Here is a 19,336-nt window from a genome sequence, read left to right as displayed (position 1 = left end):
CCGATCCTAGATTCTTGTGCGCGCGGCTACTGCTGCACGAGACGCTCGAACCAGGCGATCGCGCTCTGGTCGGTGAGACTCGCGACCTGGTCGACGACGACCCGCTTCCGGGCGGCGTCGTCGCCCGCGTGGTGCCAGTCCTCGGCGAAGCCGCGGTCGAGCAGCTCGGGGCCGCCGGCGAGCAGAGCATCGGCGAGGCCCGTGAGCAGCTCGCGCTGCCGGCGGTACACCGGCTGGCGGTCGTTGTTGCTCATGATGAACGCTGCGGTCAGCCCCTTCATGACCCCGATCTCGGCGGCCTCCTCGGCGGGCACGACCATCTGCGCCCCGTACCGGGTGAGACTCGGTCGCGGGTACGCCATGCGGGTCGCGACGGTCGCGGTGCGTGCGAAGCGGCCGATGAGCTGACTGGTCAGGTTCTTGAGCTGCGCCTGCGCGAGCCGCGAGCCGTCCCACGCGTGGATCCACTGCTCCATCGCGCGCAGCCGTTCGTAGGCCGCCTCGAGCTCATCGAGCGTGAACTCGTCGCCGACCCAGTCCTTCACCTTGCGCATCAGGGCGTCGTGATCGGATGCCGATGCCAGCACGTCCACGTCGATGAAGCCGTTCACCACCGCGTCCTCGAAGTCGTGCACCGAGTAGGCGATGTCGTCGGAGAGGTCCATCACCTGCGCCTCGATGCAGCGCACGCGCTCGGGCGCGCCCTCGCGCAGCCACTCGAACACGGCGGTGTCGTCGGCGTAGAAGCCGAACTTCGCGCGGCCGGACGGGTCGAGCACCGCCTGCTGCGCCGGCCAGGGGTACTTGGTGCTTGCGTCGAGGCTCGCGCGAGTGAGGTTGAGGCCGTAGGGGCGCCCGTCGGGCCCAAACACCTTCGGCTCGAGGCGGGTGACGACGCGCAGGGTCTGCGCGTTGCCCTCGAAGCCGCCGATGTCTGCCGCCCAGTCGGAAAGCGCCCTCTCGCCGTTGTGCCCGAAGGGCGGGTGGCCCAGGTCGTGCGCAAGGCAGGCGGTGTCGACGACGTCGGGGTTGAGGCCGAGGTTGGTCGCCAGCTCGCGGCCGATCTGCGCCACCTCGAGCGAGTGGGTGAGCCGGTTGCGGGCGAAGTCGAGGCCGACGGTCGGGCTGAGCACCTGCGTCTTGGCTGCCAGGCGCCGCAGGGCGCTCGAGTGGAACAGACGGGCGCGGTCGCGGGCGAAGTCGCTGCGGCGGTTCGAGTGCTCCTCGGGAAGCCAGCGTTCGGTGTCGAACGGGCCGTAGGACGACGGCCCGAGCGAGCGCGGTTCAGCCGCCACTGTTGTGGATCTCGTTGAGAGACATGTCGGCACGCGTCGCGGTGTCGAGCTCGCGGGACTCGAGCCAGCGGTCGGGCAGCGCGGGCGTGCGCGGGCTTCCCTGTCGCCCGCGTGCCCCCTCTGCGCCCTCGCCGGGGTACGGCGCGTCCCAGTCGAGCGTCGCGAGCAGCTCGTCGATCTCGGCGAGGCTCGACGAGGTGGCGAGCTTGGCGCGCAGCTCACCGCCCACCGGGTAGCCCTTGAAATACCAGGCGACATGCTTGCGGATGTCGCGGCAGCCGCGCCCCTCGTCCTCGAAGAACTCGACGAGCAGCTCGGCATGGCGGCGGAAGGCGCGCGCGACCTCGCCCAGCGACGGGTGGATGCCGGCACCCTCGTGCCAGTCGCCGAGCATGGCCGCCGCGAGATCTCCGAACAGCCAGGGCCGGCCGAGGCATCCGCGCCCGACGACGACGCCGTCGGCGCCCGTCTCGCGCATCATGCGCAGCGCGTCGTCGGCCGACCAGATGTCGCCGTTGCCGAGCACCGGGATGTCGAGCGCGTCTTTGAGGTTCGCGATCGCAGACCAATCGGCGTGACCCGAATACATGTCGGCAGCGGTGCGCCCATGCAGCGCGACGTAGGCGACGCCCGCGTCCTGAGCGATGCGGCCCGCGTCGAGGTATGTGAGGTGCTCGTCGTCGATGCCCTTGCGCATCTTGACCGTGAGCGGCAGGTCTTCGGCCGCTGCCTTCGCGCTCTCGACGATCTCGCGGAACAGGCCGAGCTTCCACGGCAGTGCGCTGCCGCCGCCCTTGCGGGTGACCTTCGGCACGGGGCATCCGAAATTCAGATCGATGTGGTCGGCCAGGCCCTCTGCCACGATCACGCGCACGGCGTCGCCGACCGTGACGGGGTCGGTCGTGTAGAGCTGCACGGAACGGAAGGTCTCTGACGGGTGGTGCCCGATGAGCCGCATCGTCTCGGCGTTGTGCTCGACGAGCGCGCGGCTCGTGATCATCTCGCTGACGTACAGCCCGACACCGTATTCGCGGCACAGCCGACGGAACGCGGTGTTGGTGATGCCCGCCATGGGCGCCAGCACGACGGGAACGTCGATCTGGTGCGAGCCCAGCGCGAGCGGCGCGGCACGTAGGGTGGCGGTAGACATCTCTTCAAGTTTCTCAGATGGATGCTGAAAGGGCGTGCGAGCTGTGGATGACCGCTTTTCGGGGCTGATCGGCACGGCGCGTGTCGAAGCGGATGCCGCGGCCCGCGGCCTCTCGGTCGAGGTGGTGTCGCGGCCGGCCGCGAGCTCGCTGGCCGAGGCGGCGCAGGTGCTCGGCATCGAGCCCGGCGGCATCGTCAAGACCCTCGTCGTGAAGCGCCACGACGGCGACTTCCTGTTCGCGCTCGTGCCGGGCGGCCGCAAGATCTCGTGGCCGAAGCTGCGCGCGCTCGTGGGCGTGAACAAGCTGCAGCTGCCGGACGCCTCGCTGGCGCTCGAGGCGACGGGGTACGAGCGCGGCACGATCACTCCCCTCGGCTCGGCGCGCGAGTGGCCCGTCTACGCCGACCGGACGATCGTGGGGCATAGGGTCGCGCTCGGCGCCGGCGCCCACGGCTACTCGGCCTTCGTCGCCGCCGACGAGCTCATCGCCTCGTTCGGTGCGACGGTCGCCGACATCACCGAGCCGGAGTAGTCGCGGCCGACGTCGGCCGCACGTGCTCGCTCGCGATCGGCTGGCGCCGCGCCCGGCGACACCAGGTGCGGGAATCCGCCGTCAGAGCGCCTTCAACTGTCGCCGAGCGGCGGCGTCCGGCCGGCGAGCCAACATCTACTGTCGCCGCTGTTCGAGGGCTGGCGGGCGGGAGCTAACCCTCCGTGACGGGTTGCTCCGAATCGACCGCGTCGTCGAGCTGTGCGCTCGGAACCTCACACACGCCATCGACGCAGGCCGCGGCATCCGCGTCGCCCAGCTGCACGAGCTTCACGCGCTGACCTCCTCGTCGGCCGTGTCGCGCACCGACCAGACCTGCTCGAGCACGCGGGCGAAGCTCTGCGCCTCCTGCGCGCCCGAGACGCCGTACTTGCCGTCGATGACGAAGAACGGCACACCCTGAATGCCGTACTCGACAGCCGTCTGCTGGTCCCTGCGCACGGCGTCGAGGAACTCGTGCGACTCGAGGGCCGCGGTCAGAGCGACGGGGTCGAGGCCGATCTCGGCGCCGAGCGCGGCGAGCTCGTCGACCTTGCCCACGTGGCGCGCCTCGAGGAAGTAGGCCGACAGCAGCCGCTCGGTCATCTCGAGCTGCTTGCCGTGCGCCTTCGCGAAGTGGATCGCCTCGTGCGCGAGCACCGTGTTGGTGTGCTTCAGGTTGTCGTAGTCATAGGCCAGGCCCACGGATGCCGCGATCTCGGTCACCCGGTCGATCATCTGCTGCGCCTGGGCCTCGGGAATGCCCTTGTGGCTGGCGAGGAAGGCCGCCTCATTGCCCTCGAAATCGACCGGCGTGTCGGGGCTCAGCTCGAAGGAGTGGTACTCGATCTCGACCCCGCGGCCCTCGCCGGCGCCGGCGAACAGGCCGCTGCCTGCTTCGAACTTGCGCTTCCCGATGTAGCACCACGGGCACGCGATGTCTGACCAGATGTCGACCTTGATGGGCTGGTTCGCAGAGCTCATGAATGCCGCAACCGGCATGCGCGCCGCGCTATTCCGGCTACTCCGTCGGGCGCCCTGCGCCCACCTCGATCACGTGCGAGGGGTTGTTGTGCGGCGACGCGTAGAGGTTGATCTGAGCGTGCGTTCCGTCGGGCGCCGCCCAGCTGGCGGTGTAGCCGCCGGTGCGCCGCCAGCCTCGACTCTCATACAGCCGCATCGCGTCGGTGTTGTGGCTCACGACCTCGAGGAACAGGTCCTGGGCGAGCAGCCTCGCGTAGGTCTCGACCGTGGTCAGCAGGGCGCTTGCGACACCGCGGCCGCGGGCGCTCGGCCGAACGAACAGCCGGTGCACGCTGAGCGAGTCGGGGTCCTCCTCTGTCGTGGCGACCGCGACGTGGCCCACGACGACGCTCTCGTGCTCGGCCACCCAGGCCATTCCGTCATCGCCTTCGAGCAGCCACTCCTCGGAAACGTGGTTCGGCAGCACGGGGTACTTGTCGACCTCGTGCGTGGCCTTCAGAGCTGCGAGGAGGGCCGGCATGTCGGCATCCGTTCGCAACCTGATCTCCACGTGATCAGCCTATTCAGTCGATGTGTCCTGCACATTACGCAGTTCGGCGACGATCTCGGCGGCCGAGCGGTCGAACGGGTACTCGGCGAGCATCACCCGCTCGAACGCCTCGTTGACGGCGCGCTGTGCGCGGGCGATCAGCTCGTCGGGGTAGTCCTGGGCGACCTGGTTCCATTCGAACTCGTCCTCGCCGGTGAGACGCACTCTGCCGTCTTCGACCTCGACGCCGAGGTCGAGGGCGATCAGCTCGATGAGCTGCCCCGAGATGCGCACGGGCTTGACCGCCTGTGCGAACACCTCGAGGCCGCCTGCGTCGCCCGCGTAGAACCGCACGCACCAGTCGGCGTTCCATGGCACGAACAGCGCGGAATCAGGGTCGATGGAGAACCACGCACCCCGCGTGTCGGCGCTGCGCGCCTCGCACGTCAGCGTCTCAAGGGGCGTCGCGTCGTATTCCTCGAAGCGGACGATCACGAGCCGCCTCCTGCTGGTGTCGCCTCGGGCGCATCGACCGCACCGCCGAAGCGGCGGCTGCGGCCGGCGAAGATCTCGATGGCCTCCCAGAGATCGGTGCGCGAGAAGTCGGGCCACAGCGTGTCGAGGAACACCATCTCGGCGTACGCCGACTGCCACAGCAGGAAGTTCGACGTGCGCTGCTCGCCGCTCGAGCGCACGAACAGGTCGACGTCGGGAAGGTCGGGCAGATAGAGCCGCTTCTGGATCAGCTTCTCGGTCACCGCACTCGGGCGCAGCCGCCTGGACGCGACGTCCTCGGCGATCCCGCGCAGCGCGTCCGCGATCTCGGTGCGGCCGCCATAGTTCACGCACATCGTGAGCGTCAGCTTGTCGTTGTCCTTGGTGAGCTCTTCCGCGTACTGCAACTCTTTGATCACGGAGGCCCACAGGCGCGGCTTCCGGCCCGCCCAGCGCACCCGCACGCCCCACTCGTTGAGCTGGTCGCGGCGCCGGTGCAGCACCTCGCGGTTGAAGCCCATCAGGAACCGAACCTCGTCGGGCGAGCGCACCCAGTTCTCGGTCGAGAACGCGTAGACGCTGAGGTGCTTGACGCCGATCTGCAGCGCGCCGGCGACGACGTCGAGAAGTGCCGCCTCGCCTGCGCGGTGCCCTTCGATGCGCGGCAGTCCCTGGCGATTCGCCCAGCGGCCGTTGCCGTCCATGACGATCGCGACGTGGTCGGGCACGGCTCCGGCCGGAAGTTCCGGCGGGTACACGCCGGTCCAGTCGACGGGGCGGTGGGCGACGGCGTCCCTGTGAGTGAAGGGCTTGGGAGTCACGACGTAGGGGGTACCTCTCGAGAGACGTGGCTCAGCGAGCGCAGCCCGCGCTCGAGATGCCACTGCAGGTAGGCGGCGACGATACCGCTCGCCCGTGAGCGTGTGCTGTCATCGGATGCCTCGGCCAGCGCCCATTCGCCGGTGAGCAGCGCCCCCAGAAGCGCAAGCGTCGCGGAGTCGATGTGAGCGGTGCCCGGAGGGGCGCAGTCCTCGCAGACGACGCCGCCGAGCTGCGGAACGAAGCGGTCGTGCGGCCCCGGCTTCCCACAGCGCGAGCACGTGCCGAACGAGGGCGCCCACCCGGCGATCGAGAGACTGCGCAACAGGTACGAGTCGAGCGTGAGCCCCGGGGCGTGCTCGCGGCGGCTGAGCGAGCGCAGGGCGCCGACGAGCAGCAGATACTGCTGCAGCGAGCCTTCGGCCTCGGTGAGTCGGTCGGCCGTCTCGACCATCGCGTTCGCGGCGGTGTAGCTCGCGTAATCCCCCACGATCTCGGCGCCGTATGCCCCCAGCGTCTCAGCCTGCTGGATGACGTCGAGGCTGCGCCCCTCGTAGAGCTGAAGGTCGGCCACCATGAACGGCTCGAGGCGCGAGCCGAACTTGGACCCCGTGCGTCGCACGCCCTTCGCGACGGCGCGGATCTTGCCGTGCCGTCGTGACAGCAGCGTGACGATGCGGTCGGCCTCACCCAGCTTGTGGGTGCGCAGCACGACGGCCTCATCACGGTAAACAGGCACGATCAAGTATCTCAGCCGTGGCGCCGCAGGCGGGGTAACCCGACGTGCGAGGATCGTCCCCGTGGGTGGCGCGACGTTCTCGATTCCGGTGTGGGCCGAGTTCGCGGCGACCGCGATCGGCAGCGTTCAGGGCGCCGCTTTCGCAAGCGGGTTCCGTGACCGCCGCATCGACCTGTTCGGCGTCGCGTTCATCGGTGTCGCGACGGGCCTCGGCGGCGGCATCCTGCGCGATGTGTCACTCGCGAGCCCGCTCGTTGCGCTCTCGACCAACTGGAACATCCTCGTGGCGATCGCGGCGGCGCTCATCGGCATGCTGCTCGCCCGCGTGTTCTCGAGCATCGACCCCGTGATCACCGTGCTCGACGCGCTGACGCTCGGCCTGTTCGGCGCGATCGGCACCACGAAGGCGCTCGCGTTCGGGCTTCCCGAGGTGCCCGCGGCCTTCGTCGGCCTGATCTCGGCCGTCGGCGGCGGCATGCTGCGCGACATCCTGCTCGGCATGCCGATCGCAGTGATGCACGTCGGCTCGCTATACGCGGTGGCGGCCGGCGCCGGCACGGTGACCCTCGTGCTGCTGCGCGACCTGGGCGGCTCGGTCTTCTGGTGCGCCGTGATCAGCGCGGCGGTCACGACCGCCGTGCGGCTGCTCGCGGTGATGTTCGGCTGGAGCCTTCCCGAGCAGCGCACGATCGAGCTGTCGCGCGCCCGAGTCGGCTTCGGCCTGCTGCGGCGGCGCCAGGTGACGCCGCGGGAGTACCCGACGACGACCGGGGTCATTCCCGTCTACAAGGCCGTGCCACGCGGCGAGGGAAAGGGAGAGGGCGCATGAGCGACCCGCACGTCGAGGCGAACCGGGCGAACTGGGACGAGCGCGTCGAGGGCCATCTCGTCGCGTACGACACCGACGGCTTCGTGGCGGATGCCGCGCGCATCTCGACCGTCGTGCGCGACGACCTGCGGCTGATGGCCCCGCGCCTGCCGAACGGCTCGGTCGACGGGCTCTCGCTCGCGCACCTGCAGTGTCACATCGGCACCGACACTCTGAGCTTCGCGCGCCTCGGCGCGCATGTGGTCGGCGTCGACTTCTCGGGCGAGGCGATCTCGGCTGCACGGATGCTTGCCCGGCGCGCCGGGCTCGAGGGTCGCTTCGTGCAGTCGACGGTGGATGACGCGGCCGCCGCGGTGGCGGAGCAGCTCGGCGCAGCCGAGACCTTCGACGTGGTCTACACGAGCATCGGCGCCCTGACCTGGCTTCCTGACCTCGCGGCCTGGGCGCGAAGCATCCGCGCCCTGCTCAAACCGGGCGGACTCTTCTATGTGCGCGACACGCACCCGATGTTCTCGACGATCGACGACGAGCGGTCCGACGAGGATCTCGTCGTCCGCTACCCCTATTTCGGCGGTGCCGAGCCGCTGCGTTTCGACAGCGAGTTCAGCTACGCCGGCACCGCGTCGCTCAGCAACACGACGAACTACGAGTGGCCCCACCCGATCTCCGAGATCGTCGGGGTGCTGCTCGGCGTCGGCCTCACGATCGAGGCGTTCGGCGAGCAGGACACCCTTCCCTGGAGGGCCCTGCCCTGGATGGTGGAGACAGAGACGGGCAGCCCGTTCGACGGCAACTGGATGCTGCCGACGGGCCGCGACCGCGTGCCGCTGACGTTCTCGCTCGCCGCCCGCGGCTGATAGCTGTGGATAAACGTCCGGCACTCTGACCTTCAATGTCGGTGGTCGGTGTTTGACTTCGAGCATGGATGAGACCACCGACAGCCGGGCCGCTGAGGCCGCCCGCGAGGCCGGGCTGGACCGAGCGCACGAGGCGCTGCGGGCGCAGGCGCGGGCCGAAGCCCAGGTGCTCGCGTCCATCCTGCAGGTGGTCGAGAACGCGCTCGCGCACCCCGAGATCGAGGTGCCTCTCGGCATCACCGGCGAGAAGGCGCTGAACCATGCCGAGCGGTCCGCGATCCTGGGGCTCTCGCTCGAGCTCGCTCTGAGCCAGGACCAGATCCGAAGCAGACTCACCGAGGCGCGCATCCTCTCCCGACTCTTGCCTCAGACCTGGTGTAGGGTCCGAGGTTTCGTGTCGTTTTCCGGCGGAAATGTCGACCCCGTGTCAAATCCGACAACTCGGGCGGATTTGTGGGCGCCCCGCCACCCCTGAGTCCGTGCGGTAGAGGACCGGCATGCGGGCGCATCTGACGAGAGCGTGTGGTCTTGAGCAGAGCCGCGTCGCGGGGCGGAGCTAGACGCGGCTGCTTTACCTCGTCAACGGGTGCTACGCCACGGTGTGAACCAGCACCAGCACCAGCACGAGACCGACGACGAGGGCGAGCAATGCGGCAGGGGCCGCGACCGCCATGCTCAGCCACGCGAAGAGCAGCCCCACTCGCGCCAAACCGCGCCACAACCTCATCGGCCGGTGGTTCGTGTGGCGGTGACGATGAAGTTGTCTTGGGAGGGTGCGCCGTTGGGGAGTTCGAGACAGGTGATCATGACGAGCCGGTTGGGGGTGTCGGCCCAGACGCCGGTGTCGGCGCTGATGAGGGGTTTGGCGATGGTGGTGGTGCCGGTGATGGTGTAGTTGATGCCGTTCACGGTGGCGGTTTGTCCGGGTTTCACGCGGGCGTGTCCGGTGGCGGTGTCGTAGAGGTAGTTGCCGGGTCCGATTCCGCCGTTGCGGAGGGAGTGCATGGCGATGAACACGGTTCCTGCGGCGGGGGTGGATGGTGTTGTGCCGAGGTTGCGGATCCAGTAGGCGGAGGTGAAGGTTGGGGGTTCGATCTCGTTGTCGACCGCGCTCAAGGCACCCAGGGGAACGTCAAGACCCACCGCGGATACGATGAGGCGGTCTCCGGGCTGAGCTGGGGCGGGGCTCATCTTGTGCTGTTGCTCTGGGGCTGGGATGGTGCCGGGATCGAAGGTGACCGTGTTCCCGGCGAGGTCTTTGAGTGTGTGGCGGTGCTGGCTATGGATTACGCCGATGACGCCGGCGCTGATGAGCGCAAGCGAGACGATGAACGCGGCGGTCGTGAAGAGCATTTCGGACCGGCCACGCCGCCGGGTGGCGCTCATCGCCCTTCGTCAGGGGACGTCCGCAGCACGCTGATGTCGTCGCGGATACCCTGGCTTCCTTGCTCCCGCCGGGCACGGTCTCGGATAGCGGCCGGTGGCCGGCGCAGCGCCCAGGCGGTGACGCGGATCATGGCTTCGGCGACGATGCCGGGGGTCATCTTGGATGCGCCGTGTTGGCGTTCGACGAAGGTGATCGGCTCTTCCGCGATGTGCAGGCCTGCGGCGGCGGCGTGGCGGAGCATGTCGATCTGGAAGCAGTATCCCTGGCTGCTCAGGCGCTGGACCCCGATCGTTTCCAGGGCACGGCGGGTGTAGACACGGTATCCGCTAGTCACGTCCCGCGCCTTCAATCTGAGAGCGGTGCGGGCGTATGCGCTGCCGGTGCGGGAGATGAGCCGCCTGCTCAGGGGCCAGTTGACGGTCCGGCCGCCGGGGATCCAGCGGGATCCGACAACGATGTCGGCGCCGGTGTCGAGGATCCTGGCGAGGAGTGCAGGGAGTTGCTCGGGCTGGTGGGAGCCGTCGGCGTCCATCTCGATGATGAGGTCGTAGCCCTGGTGAAGCGCCCAGTCCATCCCTGCGCGGTAGGCGGCGCCGAGCCCGTCCTTGACGGTGCGGTGCAGCACGTGGATGTGCGGGTCTGCTGCAGCGAGGCTGTCGGCGATTCGGCCGGTGCCGTCCGGGGATGCGTCATCGACGACCAGCAGGTGGACGCTCGGTGCCGCCTGCCGCAGCCGCGTTGCGGTCTGGCGGAGGTTCTCTGCTTCGTTGTAGGTCGGCATGACAACGATGGCAACCGCCCCGGCTTTCCCTACCATCTGGTTTTTGCCTTCTCGACCGCGTCTGGCGTGGCCTCGATCGGGCCGATGCGGTCGTCGTTTTCGAAGGGGTGGTCGTGTCCGATGGGGCATTCGCACAGGACGGAGATCTTCTCGCCGGGGCTCTTGCTGAGGGTGAAGATCTCGCGGTGGGTTCCTGGGGGCAGGGGCACGGTGCGCGGCCGGTGCTTCTTGATGTGCTGAGTCATGGTGTCCTCCGATCCTGGGTGCCGTCTAGCTCGCACGTTCTTCCCGTGGGCTCCGTGGATGCGGCGGGGTCCGCTTGTCGAAATCGCGGGCTCGTGGTGCGAGTTGGAAGTGATGTTTGAGCGCCCCGATCACACGGGTGGTGGCGTGCCCGTCTCCGTAGGGGTTCACGGCGCGGCTCATGCGCGCATAGTGGGTCCTGTCGTCGAGCAGCAGAGCGAGCTCGCGGGCGATGTCCTCCTCACGTGTTCCCACCAGTCGTGCGGTCCCGGCGGCGATCGCCTCGGGGCGCTCGGTGGTGTCCCGGGTGACGAGCACGGGCTTGCCGAGGCTGGGTGCCTCTTCCTGGATGCCGCCGGAGTCGGTGATGACGCAATGCGCGGCATCCAGCAGGTGGCAGAACTGCGGGTAGTCCAGCGGCTCGATGAGGATGGCCCGATCGAACCTGCGGAAAGCGGGCTCTATTGCCTGGCGCACGATCGGGTTGGGGTGCAGGGGCGCCACGATGATGACATCCGGGCGCTGCGCGGCAACCTGTGCGAGAGCGCGCGCAGTGCGGGCCAGTCCTCCGTCCCAGGATTCGCGCCGGTGCCCGGTCAAGACGACCAGGCGCTGCCCCGCGCGCACAGCGTCCTCGATCCGCCGGTCGGTGAAGGTCGCCGGCTGTGCGACCGTGTGCAGCAGGGCGTCGATGACGGTGTTCCCGGTCACGGTGATCGCGGACGAGGGCACGTTCTCGGCCAGCAGGTTCTCCCGAGCCGACGGTGTCGGGGCCAGGTGCAGGGAGGCGAGCTGGCCGGTCAGGCGCCGGTTGCCTTCCTCCGGCCAGGGCGCGAGCATGTCTCCCGAGCGCAGGCCGGCCTCCAGATGCACCACGGGGATTCTGGCGTAGTACGCCGCCCATGCTGCCGCCGTGGAGGTGGTGGTGTCGCCGTGCACGAGGACCGCGTCCGGGCGGGTTTGGTCGAGGACCGAGGCGAGCCCGGAGAGGACCGCCGCGCCGATGTCGGCGAGGCTCTGCCCTGGCCGTCCGATGTCGAGGTCGACGTCGGGCGTGATGCCGAAGAACGCGTTGACGCTGTCGAGGAGCTCGCGGTGTTGTCCGGTGACAGTCACGTGTACAGCCAGGTCCGGGTCGGCCTGCAGCGCCCGGATCACGGGGGCGACTTTGATCGCCTCGGGACGGGTACCGTACACGACCATGATGAGAGGCTCAGCCCGCACTGGTGACCTCCACGATCCGCGTAGCCGTCGCTGCCGGTGAAGGCGGCCCCGGGTTGCGTAGGAGCAGGATCAGAGCCGGGATCCACACCATGCAGAGGGAGGACATGAACGTGGCCACGATCATGTGCTTGTAGATCTCGGACTCCCCTTCCGAGAGCATCACCGTCCAGAACTGCAGCCAGAGCGCCGCGACAAAGAACACGGTGGCCGTACCGAACGTGGTGCGGGCAGGACCGAGTTTTCGGCGGGAGGCGACCGCCAAGCCGAGAACCAAAGTGACCAGTTGAAGTATCAGGATCAGCAGCGGCACGGCGGCGAAGACGACGGAGATGCCTTCGATAGGCGCGAAGCGGTGCTCTTTCGTCCACGGCTTGTGCCCGCTGCCTGCGGTGTAGGAGCCGATGTACCCCAGCACCGGGTGCGCGATCGCATCCAGGCCGCGGTCAGCCATTGACACCAGCCGGTCGGGATGTGCGAGGTAGAACAGGATGATCTTCTCCTGGCTGACCTTCTGCAGGAACTGTGGGTAGTCGGCGTCGTAGATCGCCGCGTTCGGGGAGGCCACGGTTGTGCCGGAGCTCGAGGCGAAGTCCGCCGGCAGACCCAGCCACGCGAGGTCGGCCTTCGGGTCGGGGCTGTGCGGCAGCATCTCGACGAACACCGCGTTGTACAAGTTCAGCTCGCTGAACCGTTTGGGCTGGCCGAGCGTGTATGCGCCGGTAACGCCGAGTAGAGCGGCGACCGCGATCATGGCGGGCACCCGCAGCAAGACACCCCGGCGCAGCGCACGGCCACGGGACCCCAATGCGGCGGCATGCGGCCGCCGACGGGTGCGGTAGGGGCGCCACAGCAGCGCGACGGCGATGACCGGCAGCATCGAGATCATCTGGGTCTTCGCGGTGATCGTGATCGTGCAGGCGAGGGTGACCAGCAGGATCCCCAGCCAGGTGACGTGCTCCCTGCGCCACAGGAACATCAACGCGATCAGGGTGGCGAATACCCCGAGGAAGCACGCCGGCTCACTGTAGGGAGAGACGAAGAAGTCGGCGAAGGCCCCGTCGTCCATCACCGCGGTCACGGCGGCGGCGATCAGGATGCGGAATCCCACCCGTCCCGGAAGCTGGGTGACGAACAGGGTCAGCAGGGCGCTGAACACGAGAATGCACAGGACCCCGACCGCGCGGGTGTCCAGGCCCGGCCCCCAGCCGAGCAGCGGCGTGATCCACTTCGCCGGCCACAGCAGCAGGGACTGAGAAGAGTAATACGGCTCGCCAGATCCGCCTGCCCCGCAGGACTCCCCGAACCACTGGTGCGGGACCCAGGAGGTGTAGATGTACTGGGTGAACTTCGTATAGTCGAACGGAGCCTGGTTGGCCACGCCGAGCTCGCATACGAGTCGTTGCCCGTCTCCCTGGTCGCCCATGCCGACCACGGTGGGGACGAACAGGTGCAGCAGCAGCGCCCCGCAGGCGCCGAGGCCGCACAGAACCGCCACCAGCCACATCGGCTGCGACGTTGCCGCGGCTGGCCCCGGCAGCAGCAGGCGGCCGGCCCAAAGCCGGAAGCGGCGCAGCCGGGGGTATGCCCTTCGTGTCGGCAGCCGCGGCCCCTCGCTCCGAGGGCTCTCAGTCGTTGTGCGCAAGAAGGATGCCGGTGATGTCGCCATGTCTGCTATCACCGCCGATCGCACAGTGCAGCGAATAGGTGTCGTTCGTCTGCTTCGCCACGATCCCAGTGACCCGCAGGCCGAGGCTCCGGAGGGCGTCTGCTCCAGCAAATTCCTCTGCATAGGGAGTGCACAGCGTTGCGACCTGGGCCTGGCTCGCAGTCGGGGTCTTCAGCATCACCCAGGCGTTGATGTCCTGGCTGCTGTGCGGCTTGTCGCAGGTGGTCGACGTCCCGGTCAGCGTCCAGGTGCCGCCCGATAGCGGCTTCTGCCGGTAGCAGGTGCGGATCATCGCCGAGCCCGGCTTGGACATCACACCGTCGAGGCTGAAGCCGATCGACCGCGGTGCGCCGTCGGAGCCGTTGACGGACACATCGCAGCTGGCCTGCCGGGCGCCGCCCTGCCAGGCGGCATCATTCGGGAAATAGGCGTGGATAGACACCCCGGTCACCGAATCGCGTGCACCGGCGCCGAGAAAGGCCCGCAGCGCGTCGACCGTGCACATCGTCGACGTCAGACTTTGCAACGACTCCTGGTCAGGGCGGGTCTCCCACGAAGCGAACTTCCCGACGACCTGTCCAACGGCGAAAGTTTGCACGGTGTGCGGGCTCACGCACGACACCGCAGGGTTCGCATCGCTAACCGCAGTCACCTCCTGGGAGTACTGCAGGTCATGACACGCCCCGAGCCGAGCGTTGGCGGTGGAGGCCCCGGGCTGGGTCTCGTCGCAGCCCGCCAGGGACGCGGCAGTCAGACATACCCCGAGCGCCAGCATCACCCACTGCACCATCCGTCTTAGCTTCGGTTTCATGCGGTGTGACGCCGGGAAGATCGGGGCCTGCGGGTCGCGATCCACAGCAGCAGAATGAACGCGGCAGCGAAGCCGAAGATCACCAGCAGCGAACCCAGATATTCGTGGACGAGATCGAAACCTGCCCGCCCCCAGCGCTGCATCGCCGCCGCTGCCGCGACGTACCGGGCGAGGTTGCATGCTGCCGCCAGCGCGAGTGCCAGCAGCAGACCTAACGTCACGCGCACAGCCCGGAAAGAGGGCATCAGCAGCAGGATCCCGGACAGGGCGAGCAGCGGTGTCACGAGCACGACCGTCGAGCACAGCGTCGTGATCACGATGCCCTCGACGTCGCCGGTGCCGAGACCGAAGTAGACGATGCTGCCGGCGCTGTTCGTGTGCCCGGCCGTGACGAGCTGAACCACGCGGGCCGTCACCGCCGCCTCGATCGTGCGGAACCCGGCCTGCTCCACAATCAGGAACACGGCGGAAGCCAGCAGTAGCATCCCTGCGGCGGCATGCCACGGCCGCGAGCTGGTGTCGCGGGCAGGTGCGGAGCCGATGGTGTGGTCTGCGGTCATGGGGTCAGGCCTCCTTTGCCAGGAGCTGACGGTCGGCTTCGGCGTTGCGGCGGGTCTTCGCCCACCCGTTCTTACCGGTGATGAGCCGGCCGAAGGCGCGCAGCACGCACGCGTAGCTCTGGTACATGTACAGCCAGTAGCCGGCCCCCCATGCCACCGCCGTCAGCCATGAAGTGCGGGTGGCGGCACGGCTGCGGTAGAAGAACGGCCAGATCGCGAACGGGACGATGCCGGTCAGCACGATCAGCGGCAGGATCCACCACGACGCGTCCAGCCAGGCCAGGAAGCTTCCGGAGGTGATGGTTCCCTGGGCGATCATGGTGATGAACACGGTCGGCCACAGGAACACGCCGATCAGCTGCAGGAACGGCATGAGGAGGAAGTAGCTGGCCTCTAGCGCTCCCGCGTTCGTGATCGACGGGGACGCGAAAATCTCCGGCAGATACCGAGCACACTGCATGCCGCCCTGGCACCACCGGGTCCGCTGCGTCAGCAGCCGCCGGGTCGACGGGAGCCCCTCCTGCTCGACATGCGTGTCGTGCATGTACACGTTGTGATAGCCGGCGAGCATCACGTGCACGCCGAGCTCGTAGTCCTCGAGCAGGGAACCATGCCACGGGCTGCCAGAACTCGCAGCGATCCGGTCCAGAGCACTCAGCCGGGTGAACTGGCCATTGCCGCCGAGCCCGACGGACAGCGTACGGCCGCGCAAGCACTGCATCGCCGCGATCGTGGTCCGGAACTCGATGTCCTGCATCCGCACCAGATACCGCCCCCACCACTGCCGGAACCGGCCAGCGCCCCCAGGCGCCGGCCGTTCCGAGTCCCTGTTGGACATCCACACGGCCGCCTGCGCTGCACCGGTCTCCGGGTCCCCGAACGCGGTCGGCCCGGCAGCCTGACGGAGCGCATTCAATGCCAGCTTTCCGTCGGCGTCCACGACCACCACGACGACATCGCTGCGGTCGGTTCCCTCCGGAAGCCACGCAGTCAAGGCCCGGTATGCGGCATTCAGAGCGTCACCCTTGCCGGTTCGGGCTTCCGGGCGGCGACGGGAGACCAGGTGGACGCGCTCACTGACGTCCATCCGTGCTCGCACCACCTGTGCCGTGCCGTCGTCGCTGTCGTCGTCGATGACCCACACCTGCACGGAAGGAAACTGGTCGCAGAGCCGATCGATGGTCCGCCCGATCACGGCCTCCTCGTCCCGGCAGGGCACGAAGACGTGCCAGGAGAACCGGTCTGGGTCGCCTTCCTCATCCGGCCTACGTCGCAGGAACGGGATCATGATCACCAGCACGTAGGCCAGGAAGACCACGAGGAGGACGAACGCCAGAGCCTGTGTGGATTCGCTCGCGCTCAACTTGCTCTTTCACCGTCGTCGAATCAGAGAAAGGGGCAGGCGCACTGTGTGGGGGGAGAGAGAAGTGTGCGCCTGCCCCTCGGAAAGGGACGGCCCCTACCCGATCAGGGCCGCCCCGTGAGCCGGCAGCACCCCTCAGGCGTCCGAAGACGCGCGCTGCCGGCGGTTCCGGTACACGATCCGCGCGAACACGAATCCCGCGACCAGAACGCCGATGCCGATCAGCAGATACGGCGCGATCGAGAACTGAGAGCTGGCAACCAGCGCACCGCCCGTAAGGACAGACGGCCCGGCGCCACCCCCGATCTTGCCTCCGTACATGTCTCGGCTCCTCTACGCGGCCGTCGCCAGAAGACGACGCCTCCGCAGCAGCCCAGCCAGGAACCAGGCTCCGCCGCCGAGAAGCGCGACACCGCCCGCGATGCCCGCGCTGGACGGGTTGATCAGCGGCACCGCGACAGGGCCGGCGTTCGGACCCACCGTGGCATTTGCCAGGTCAACCGATGCCAGCGAGCCATTCGGGCCGACACCGACCCGCAGCGCCGTCTCCGTGAACGAGCCGTCGCTGTTATGCGTCTGCACGTTCACCGCCAGCTGCGCCAGAGCGGTGATCGCCGCACCCAACGGGCCCTCCAGAGTGCCCGTCAGCCCCGACAGGATCGGGTTGATCACCGCCTGCGCCGTCGCGATCGCAGGGGCGAGCACCGTCGGTCCAAGGACAGGAATGGTCGACACAGCATTCTGAAGCGTGGTCAACACCCCGTTGACGGCGTTCGTGACCACGGTCACCACCGCGGCCGGGACATAGGTCAACAGGTTCGTGCCCGGCGGGAGGTCGTTGATGCTCGTCACACCCGCCGCATCCAGCAGATCCTGCAGGGTCAGGGTGACCGTGCCATCGGAGCTGATCGGGTCCGCCACGTTCACACCGAGGCCGCTGGCTACACCCAGAAGCGTCTGCAACGGGGTGTTCAGCGAGGCGAGAACCGGCGAGAGAACACTGCCACCGACCGTGATCCCGGCATCGGCGAGAGTGTACTGGCCGCTCTGATCCCCAGCAGCAGTCTCCTGCGCCGACGCAGCCAGAGCACCCAGCGTGACATCCAGGCTCACCGGATCAGTAGTACTCCCCAGAGCGATCTCCGCCGTGCTATCCGCGGTGGGCGCACCGACGTTCGACGGCGTAACCGTGCTCACACCGATCAGACTCGGTGCCTGTGAGACCGCACCAGAGAAAGCCGACGACGAACCATCATCATTCGCCTGCGCGTACTGGCCGACAGCACCCAACTGGATGATGCCGTTGTCACCAAACAGATTCGTCGTACCAGCCTGCAAGCCCACCAAGCCGGCGATCGCCGAAGCATCCAGCGGCGTATCCGAGGTCACATCCCCGGAGCCGTCCGAATCCACCGCCGTCGCGCCCTTCAACGCAACCAGCGAATCCAGAACATCACTGCTTAACAACGAAGTCGTGACGAGGCGACCATTCGCCTGCGACACGACAGGAGCCGCATTCGCGGCCGACGGAACAACGAGAGCAAGGGCCGCCCCCAAGGCGATGGAGGCGACAGCTACAGATCTAGCCCCCCCCCCCCCCCCCCGCAAGAAGGGTCGCCGAATGAACGACTTCCCCTCGCGAGAATCACTGCGCAACATCAGAACCTCTTCCACTTAGCATTGAACGGACGCAACACACCCACCAGCGGGCGCGGCGACCAGCTATCGATCCCAAGGTTATCGACGAACTGTCAGCAAAACCAGCGATCCAGCAGCAATCCAACACGCAAAATGAAGAAAAAGTCCGATTCGCCCCCCAAACAGGCGTCAAATTTGCCAATCGCCGCATAGCCGTCCGTGGGAGACTGAACCGCCCCCGGTTCTATGCCGCTCGCTGACCGATCCCCTTATGAAACACGGGCGGCGCCAACGTGTAGGAATTCGTCGTCTTCCGCGGAATCCGCGACTGGAATCGGCGACAAGTATCGTGGATGCCCCGGTGAAGTTCGCCATCTCGACGCGGAACCTACACCTGGGCCGCGTTTCAGCGTGGCGAGCTCGGCGGCGCGAAGGTGCGCACCATTCTCTCGGCGTTCCACCGCGTTCCGGTCGACGAAGAGCTTCAGCTGTACTTCGACCGGTTCCTGGCCGACAGAGGTGCGCAGCTAACCAACGCCAAGCTCAGGGCACTCGCCGACACGCTCGCCGAGCGGCTCGCCGATCGTCCGCTCGAGTGCGAGCACGAGCTGGCGAGCCGGCGGCGCCGGCTGTGGGTCGAGCATGAGCAGGGCACCGGCATGGCATATCTGACTGCCTATCTGCCGGGCGACCAGGCGATCATGGCGAAGACGCGCATCGACCTGATGGCCGAGACCCTCGACGACTCGCCGCTGCCCGCAGAGCAGCAGCGCACCCTCGACCAGAAGCGACTCGACGTATTCGCCGATGTCCTGATCGGCAGGGGCCTCGAGTCCGAGGTGCGTCCGTCCATCAACGTCTATGTTCCGCTGCTCAACCTCGCCGGCTGCCCCGACGAGCTGCGGCCGGCGACGATCGACGGGCAGGTTCCGATCTCGCCCGCGCGTGCGCGGCAACTGGTCGGGACATGCACCTCGTTGACCCGCCTCTTCACTGACCCGGTCGACGCCGCGATCCTCGGCGTCGGCCGCAGGCAATACGCGCCGACCGCTGACATGAAGCGGTTCGTTCTCGCGCGTGATGAGACCTGTGCGCGCCCCGGGTGCACGCGCCCGGGCGACGACTGCGATCTCGACCATCGCATCGACTGGGCACTCGGCGGTGAGACCGATGTCGCGAACCTCAACCCGAAGTGTCCCGGTGATCACGTCATGAAGCACGAGACCAGATGGAAGGTCACCCCGGGCCCGCGAGGCGAAGACATCTGGACCTCCCCCGGCGGCCGCCGGTACTGGGACCACACTGCCGACCCGCCGGACCCGCCGGTCCCGACCACCTGGAGTCCCGCCCCCTTCGATGTGCACCCGGGCACGGGCAGTGCGTTCTGCCCAGAGCAGAACGACGGCGGCACCGCCGAATCGCCGGCCTAGCATGAGG

23 protein-coding genes and 1 pseudogene are annotated in these 19,336 nt (G+C 68.1%); 6 read left to right on the top strand and 18 right to left on the bottom strand.

What is annotated here, in order from left to right; genetic code table 11:
- Positions 1–26: 26 nt before the first annotated feature.
- Both ABD716_RS13065 and dusB read right to left on the bottom strand, forming a co-directional pair.
- Positions 27–1,295 (bottom strand): deoxyguanosinetriphosphate triphosphohydrolase, encoded by a 1,269-nt coding sequence (locus ABD716_RS13065; protein WP_344777575.1) that lies wholly within the window; start codon positions 1,293–1,295, stop codon positions 27–29.
- Positions 1,285–2,445 carry a tRNA dihydrouridine synthase DusB gene (gene dusB, locus ABD716_RS13060; RefSeq protein ID WP_344777573.1) on the bottom strand — a complete coding sequence of 387 codons (1,161 nt, stop codon included), beginning with the start codon at positions 2,443–2,445 and terminating at the stop codon, positions 1,285–1,287. Before dusB ends, ABD716_RS13065 begins: the two co-directional genes overlap by 11 nt.
- Positions 2,446–2,488: 43 nt before the next feature.
- Here dusB and ABD716_RS13055 point away from each other — a divergent pair, with 43 nt between their 5' ends.
- The gene (locus ABD716_RS13055; RefSeq protein WP_344777571.1) at positions 2,489–2,977 is read left to right on the top strand and encodes an aminoacyl-tRNA deacylase; all 489 of its coding nucleotides are present in this window, start codon (positions 2,489–2,491) and stop codon (positions 2,975–2,977) included.
- Positions 2,978–3,265: 288 nt separating this feature from the next.
- On the opposite strand, the gene ABD716_RS13050 is transcribed toward ABD716_RS13055, so the two are convergent.
- Genes ABD716_RS13050 through recO form a run of 5 tightly spaced genes read right to left on the bottom strand, consistent with a single transcriptional unit; the run spans position 3,266 to position 6,540 of the window.
- Positions 3,266–3,976, bottom strand: a complete 711-nt coding sequence (locus ABD716_RS13050; RefSeq protein WP_344777569.1) for a DsbA family oxidoreductase — start codon at positions 3,974–3,976, stop codon at positions 3,266–3,268.
- A gap of 19 nt (positions 3,977–3,995) precedes the next feature.
- Entirely contained in the window at positions 3,996–4,508 is a 513-nt protein-coding gene (locus tag ABD716_RS13045; protein WP_344777567.1) for a GNAT family N-acetyltransferase, read from the bottom strand.
- Between the two features lie 9 nt (positions 4,509–4,517).
- A complete protein-coding gene (locus tag ABD716_RS13040) occupies positions 4,518–4,982 on the bottom strand; it encodes a DUF402 domain-containing protein (RefSeq protein WP_344777565.1) in 465 nt (154 codons plus the stop codon).
- Entirely contained in the window at positions 4,979–5,803 is an 825-nt protein-coding gene (locus ABD716_RS13035) for an isoprenyl transferase (protein ID WP_344777563.1), read from the bottom strand. Before ABD716_RS13035 ends, ABD716_RS13040 begins: the two co-directional genes overlap by 4 nt.
- The gene (gene recO, locus ABD716_RS13030; protein WP_344777561.1) at positions 5,800–6,540 is read right to left on the bottom strand and encodes a DNA repair protein RecO; all 741 of its coding nucleotides are present in this window, start codon (positions 6,538–6,540) and stop codon (positions 5,800–5,802) included. Before recO ends, ABD716_RS13035 begins: the two co-directional genes overlap by 4 nt.
- A 61-nt stretch (positions 6,541–6,601) precedes the next feature.
- Between recO and ABD716_RS13025 the strand changes: the two genes are divergently transcribed.
- The 3 genes from ABD716_RS13025 to ABD716_RS13015 all read left to right on the top strand — a co-directional run bounded on the left by ABD716_RS13025 (position 6,602) and on the right by ABD716_RS13015 (position 8,701).
- Positions 6,602–7,369 carry a trimeric intracellular cation channel family protein gene (locus tag ABD716_RS13025; RefSeq protein ID WP_344777559.1) on the top strand — a complete coding sequence of 256 codons (768 nt, stop codon included), beginning with the start codon at positions 6,602–6,604 and terminating at the stop codon, positions 7,367–7,369.
- Positions 7,366–8,226: a class I SAM-dependent methyltransferase gene (locus ABD716_RS13020; RefSeq protein WP_344777557.1), complete on the top strand. Its 861-nt coding sequence runs from the start codon at positions 7,366–7,368 to the stop codon at positions 8,224–8,226. The genes ABD716_RS13025 and ABD716_RS13020 overlap by 4 nt, the downstream gene beginning before the upstream one ends.
- Before the next feature lie 64 nt (positions 8,227–8,290).
- Positions 8,291–8,701, top strand: coding sequence for a hypothetical protein (locus ABD716_RS13015; RefSeq protein ID WP_344777555.1), 411 nt, complete (start codon positions 8,291–8,293; stop codon positions 8,699–8,701).
- Between the two features lie 114 nt (positions 8,702–8,815).
- On the opposite strand, the gene ABD716_RS13010 is transcribed toward ABD716_RS13015, so the two are convergent.
- The 11 genes from ABD716_RS13010 to ABD716_RS12960 all read right to left on the bottom strand — a co-directional run bounded on the left by ABD716_RS13010 (position 8,816) and on the right by ABD716_RS12960 (position 17,764).
- Entirely contained in the window at positions 8,816–8,953 is a 138-nt protein-coding gene (locus ABD716_RS13010) for a hypothetical protein (protein ID WP_344777553.1), read from the bottom strand.
- Entirely contained in the window at positions 8,950–9,612 is a 663-nt protein-coding gene (locus ABD716_RS13005; protein ID WP_344777551.1) for a class F sortase, read from the bottom strand. Before ABD716_RS13005 ends, ABD716_RS13010 begins: the two co-directional genes overlap by 4 nt.
- Positions 9,609–10,394 (bottom strand): polyprenol monophosphomannose synthase, encoded by a 786-nt coding sequence (locus ABD716_RS13000; RefSeq protein ID WP_344777549.1) that lies wholly within the window; start codon positions 10,392–10,394, stop codon positions 9,609–9,611. The genes ABD716_RS13005 and ABD716_RS13000 overlap by 4 nt, the downstream gene beginning before the upstream one ends.
- 29 nt (positions 10,395–10,423) lie before the next feature.
- On the bottom strand, positions 10,424–10,639 hold the full coding sequence (locus ABD716_RS12995) for a hypothetical protein (RefSeq protein WP_344777547.1): 216 nt from the start codon (positions 10,637–10,639) through the stop codon (positions 10,424–10,426).
- A gap of 25 nt (positions 10,640–10,664) precedes the next feature.
- Entirely contained in the window at positions 10,665–11,840 is a 1,176-nt protein-coding gene (gene wecB / locus ABD716_RS12990; RefSeq protein WP_344777545.1) for a non-hydrolyzing UDP-N-acetylglucosamine 2-epimerase, read from the bottom strand.
- Positions 11,841–11,850: 10 nt separating this feature from the next.
- Positions 11,851–13,365, bottom strand: a complete 1,515-nt coding sequence (gene wsfD, locus ABD716_RS12985) for a glycan biosynthesis hexose transferase WsfD (RefSeq protein ID WP_344777543.1) — start codon at positions 13,363–13,365, stop codon at positions 11,851–11,853.
- 121 nt (positions 13,366–13,486) lie between these two features.
- A complete protein-coding gene (locus ABD716_RS12980) occupies positions 13,487–14,317 on the bottom strand; it encodes a septum formation family protein (RefSeq protein WP_344777541.1) in 831 nt (276 codons plus the stop codon).
- Positions 14,318–14,334: 17 nt separating this feature from the next.
- On the bottom strand, positions 14,335–14,898 hold the full coding sequence (xrtS, locus tag ABD716_RS12975; RefSeq protein ID WP_344777539.1) for an exosortase S: 564 nt from the start codon (positions 14,896–14,898) through the stop codon (positions 14,335–14,337).
- Between the two features lie 4 nt (positions 14,899–14,902).
- A complete protein-coding gene (locus ABD716_RS12970; RefSeq protein ID WP_344777537.1) occupies positions 14,903–16,261 on the bottom strand; it encodes an XrtP-associated glycosyltransferase in 1,359 nt (452 codons plus the stop codon).
- Between the two features lie 135 nt (positions 16,262–16,396).
- The gene (locus ABD716_RS12965) at positions 16,397–16,582 is read right to left on the bottom strand and encodes a hypothetical protein (protein WP_022883189.1); all 186 of its coding nucleotides are present in this window, start codon (positions 16,580–16,582) and stop codon (positions 16,397–16,399) included.
- Between the two features lie 12 nt (positions 16,583–16,594).
- Positions 16,595–17,764 (bottom strand): PVV-CTERM domain-containing choice-of-anchor G protein, encoded by a 1,170-nt coding sequence (locus ABD716_RS12960; protein ID WP_344777534.1) that lies wholly within the window; start codon positions 17,762–17,764, stop codon positions 16,595–16,597.
- Positions 17,765–18,303: 539 nt separating this feature from the next.
- On the opposite strand from ABD716_RS12960, the pseudogene ABD716_RS12955 reads away from it, so the two are divergent.
- Positions 18,304–18,969, top strand: a pseudogene (locus tag ABD716_RS12955) (DUF222 domain-containing protein); the annotation flags it as partial.
- Positions 18,955–19,329, top strand: a complete 375-nt coding sequence (locus ABD716_RS12950) for an HNH endonuclease signature motif containing protein (RefSeq protein ID WP_344778402.1) — start codon at positions 18,955–18,957, stop codon at positions 19,327–19,329. The pseudogene ABD716_RS12955 and the gene ABD716_RS12950, both read left to right, overlap by 15 nt.
- The last annotated feature ends 7 nt before the right edge of the window (positions 19,330–19,336 follow it).

Origin of the sequence: Gryllotalpicola kribbensis (genome assembly GCF_039538245.1) — a bacterium.
Classification (GTDB): Bacteria; Actinomycetota; Actinomycetes; order Actinomycetales; family Microbacteriaceae; genus Gryllotalpicola; species Gryllotalpicola kribbensis.
This window is presented reverse-complemented; position numbering and strand designations above follow the sequence as displayed.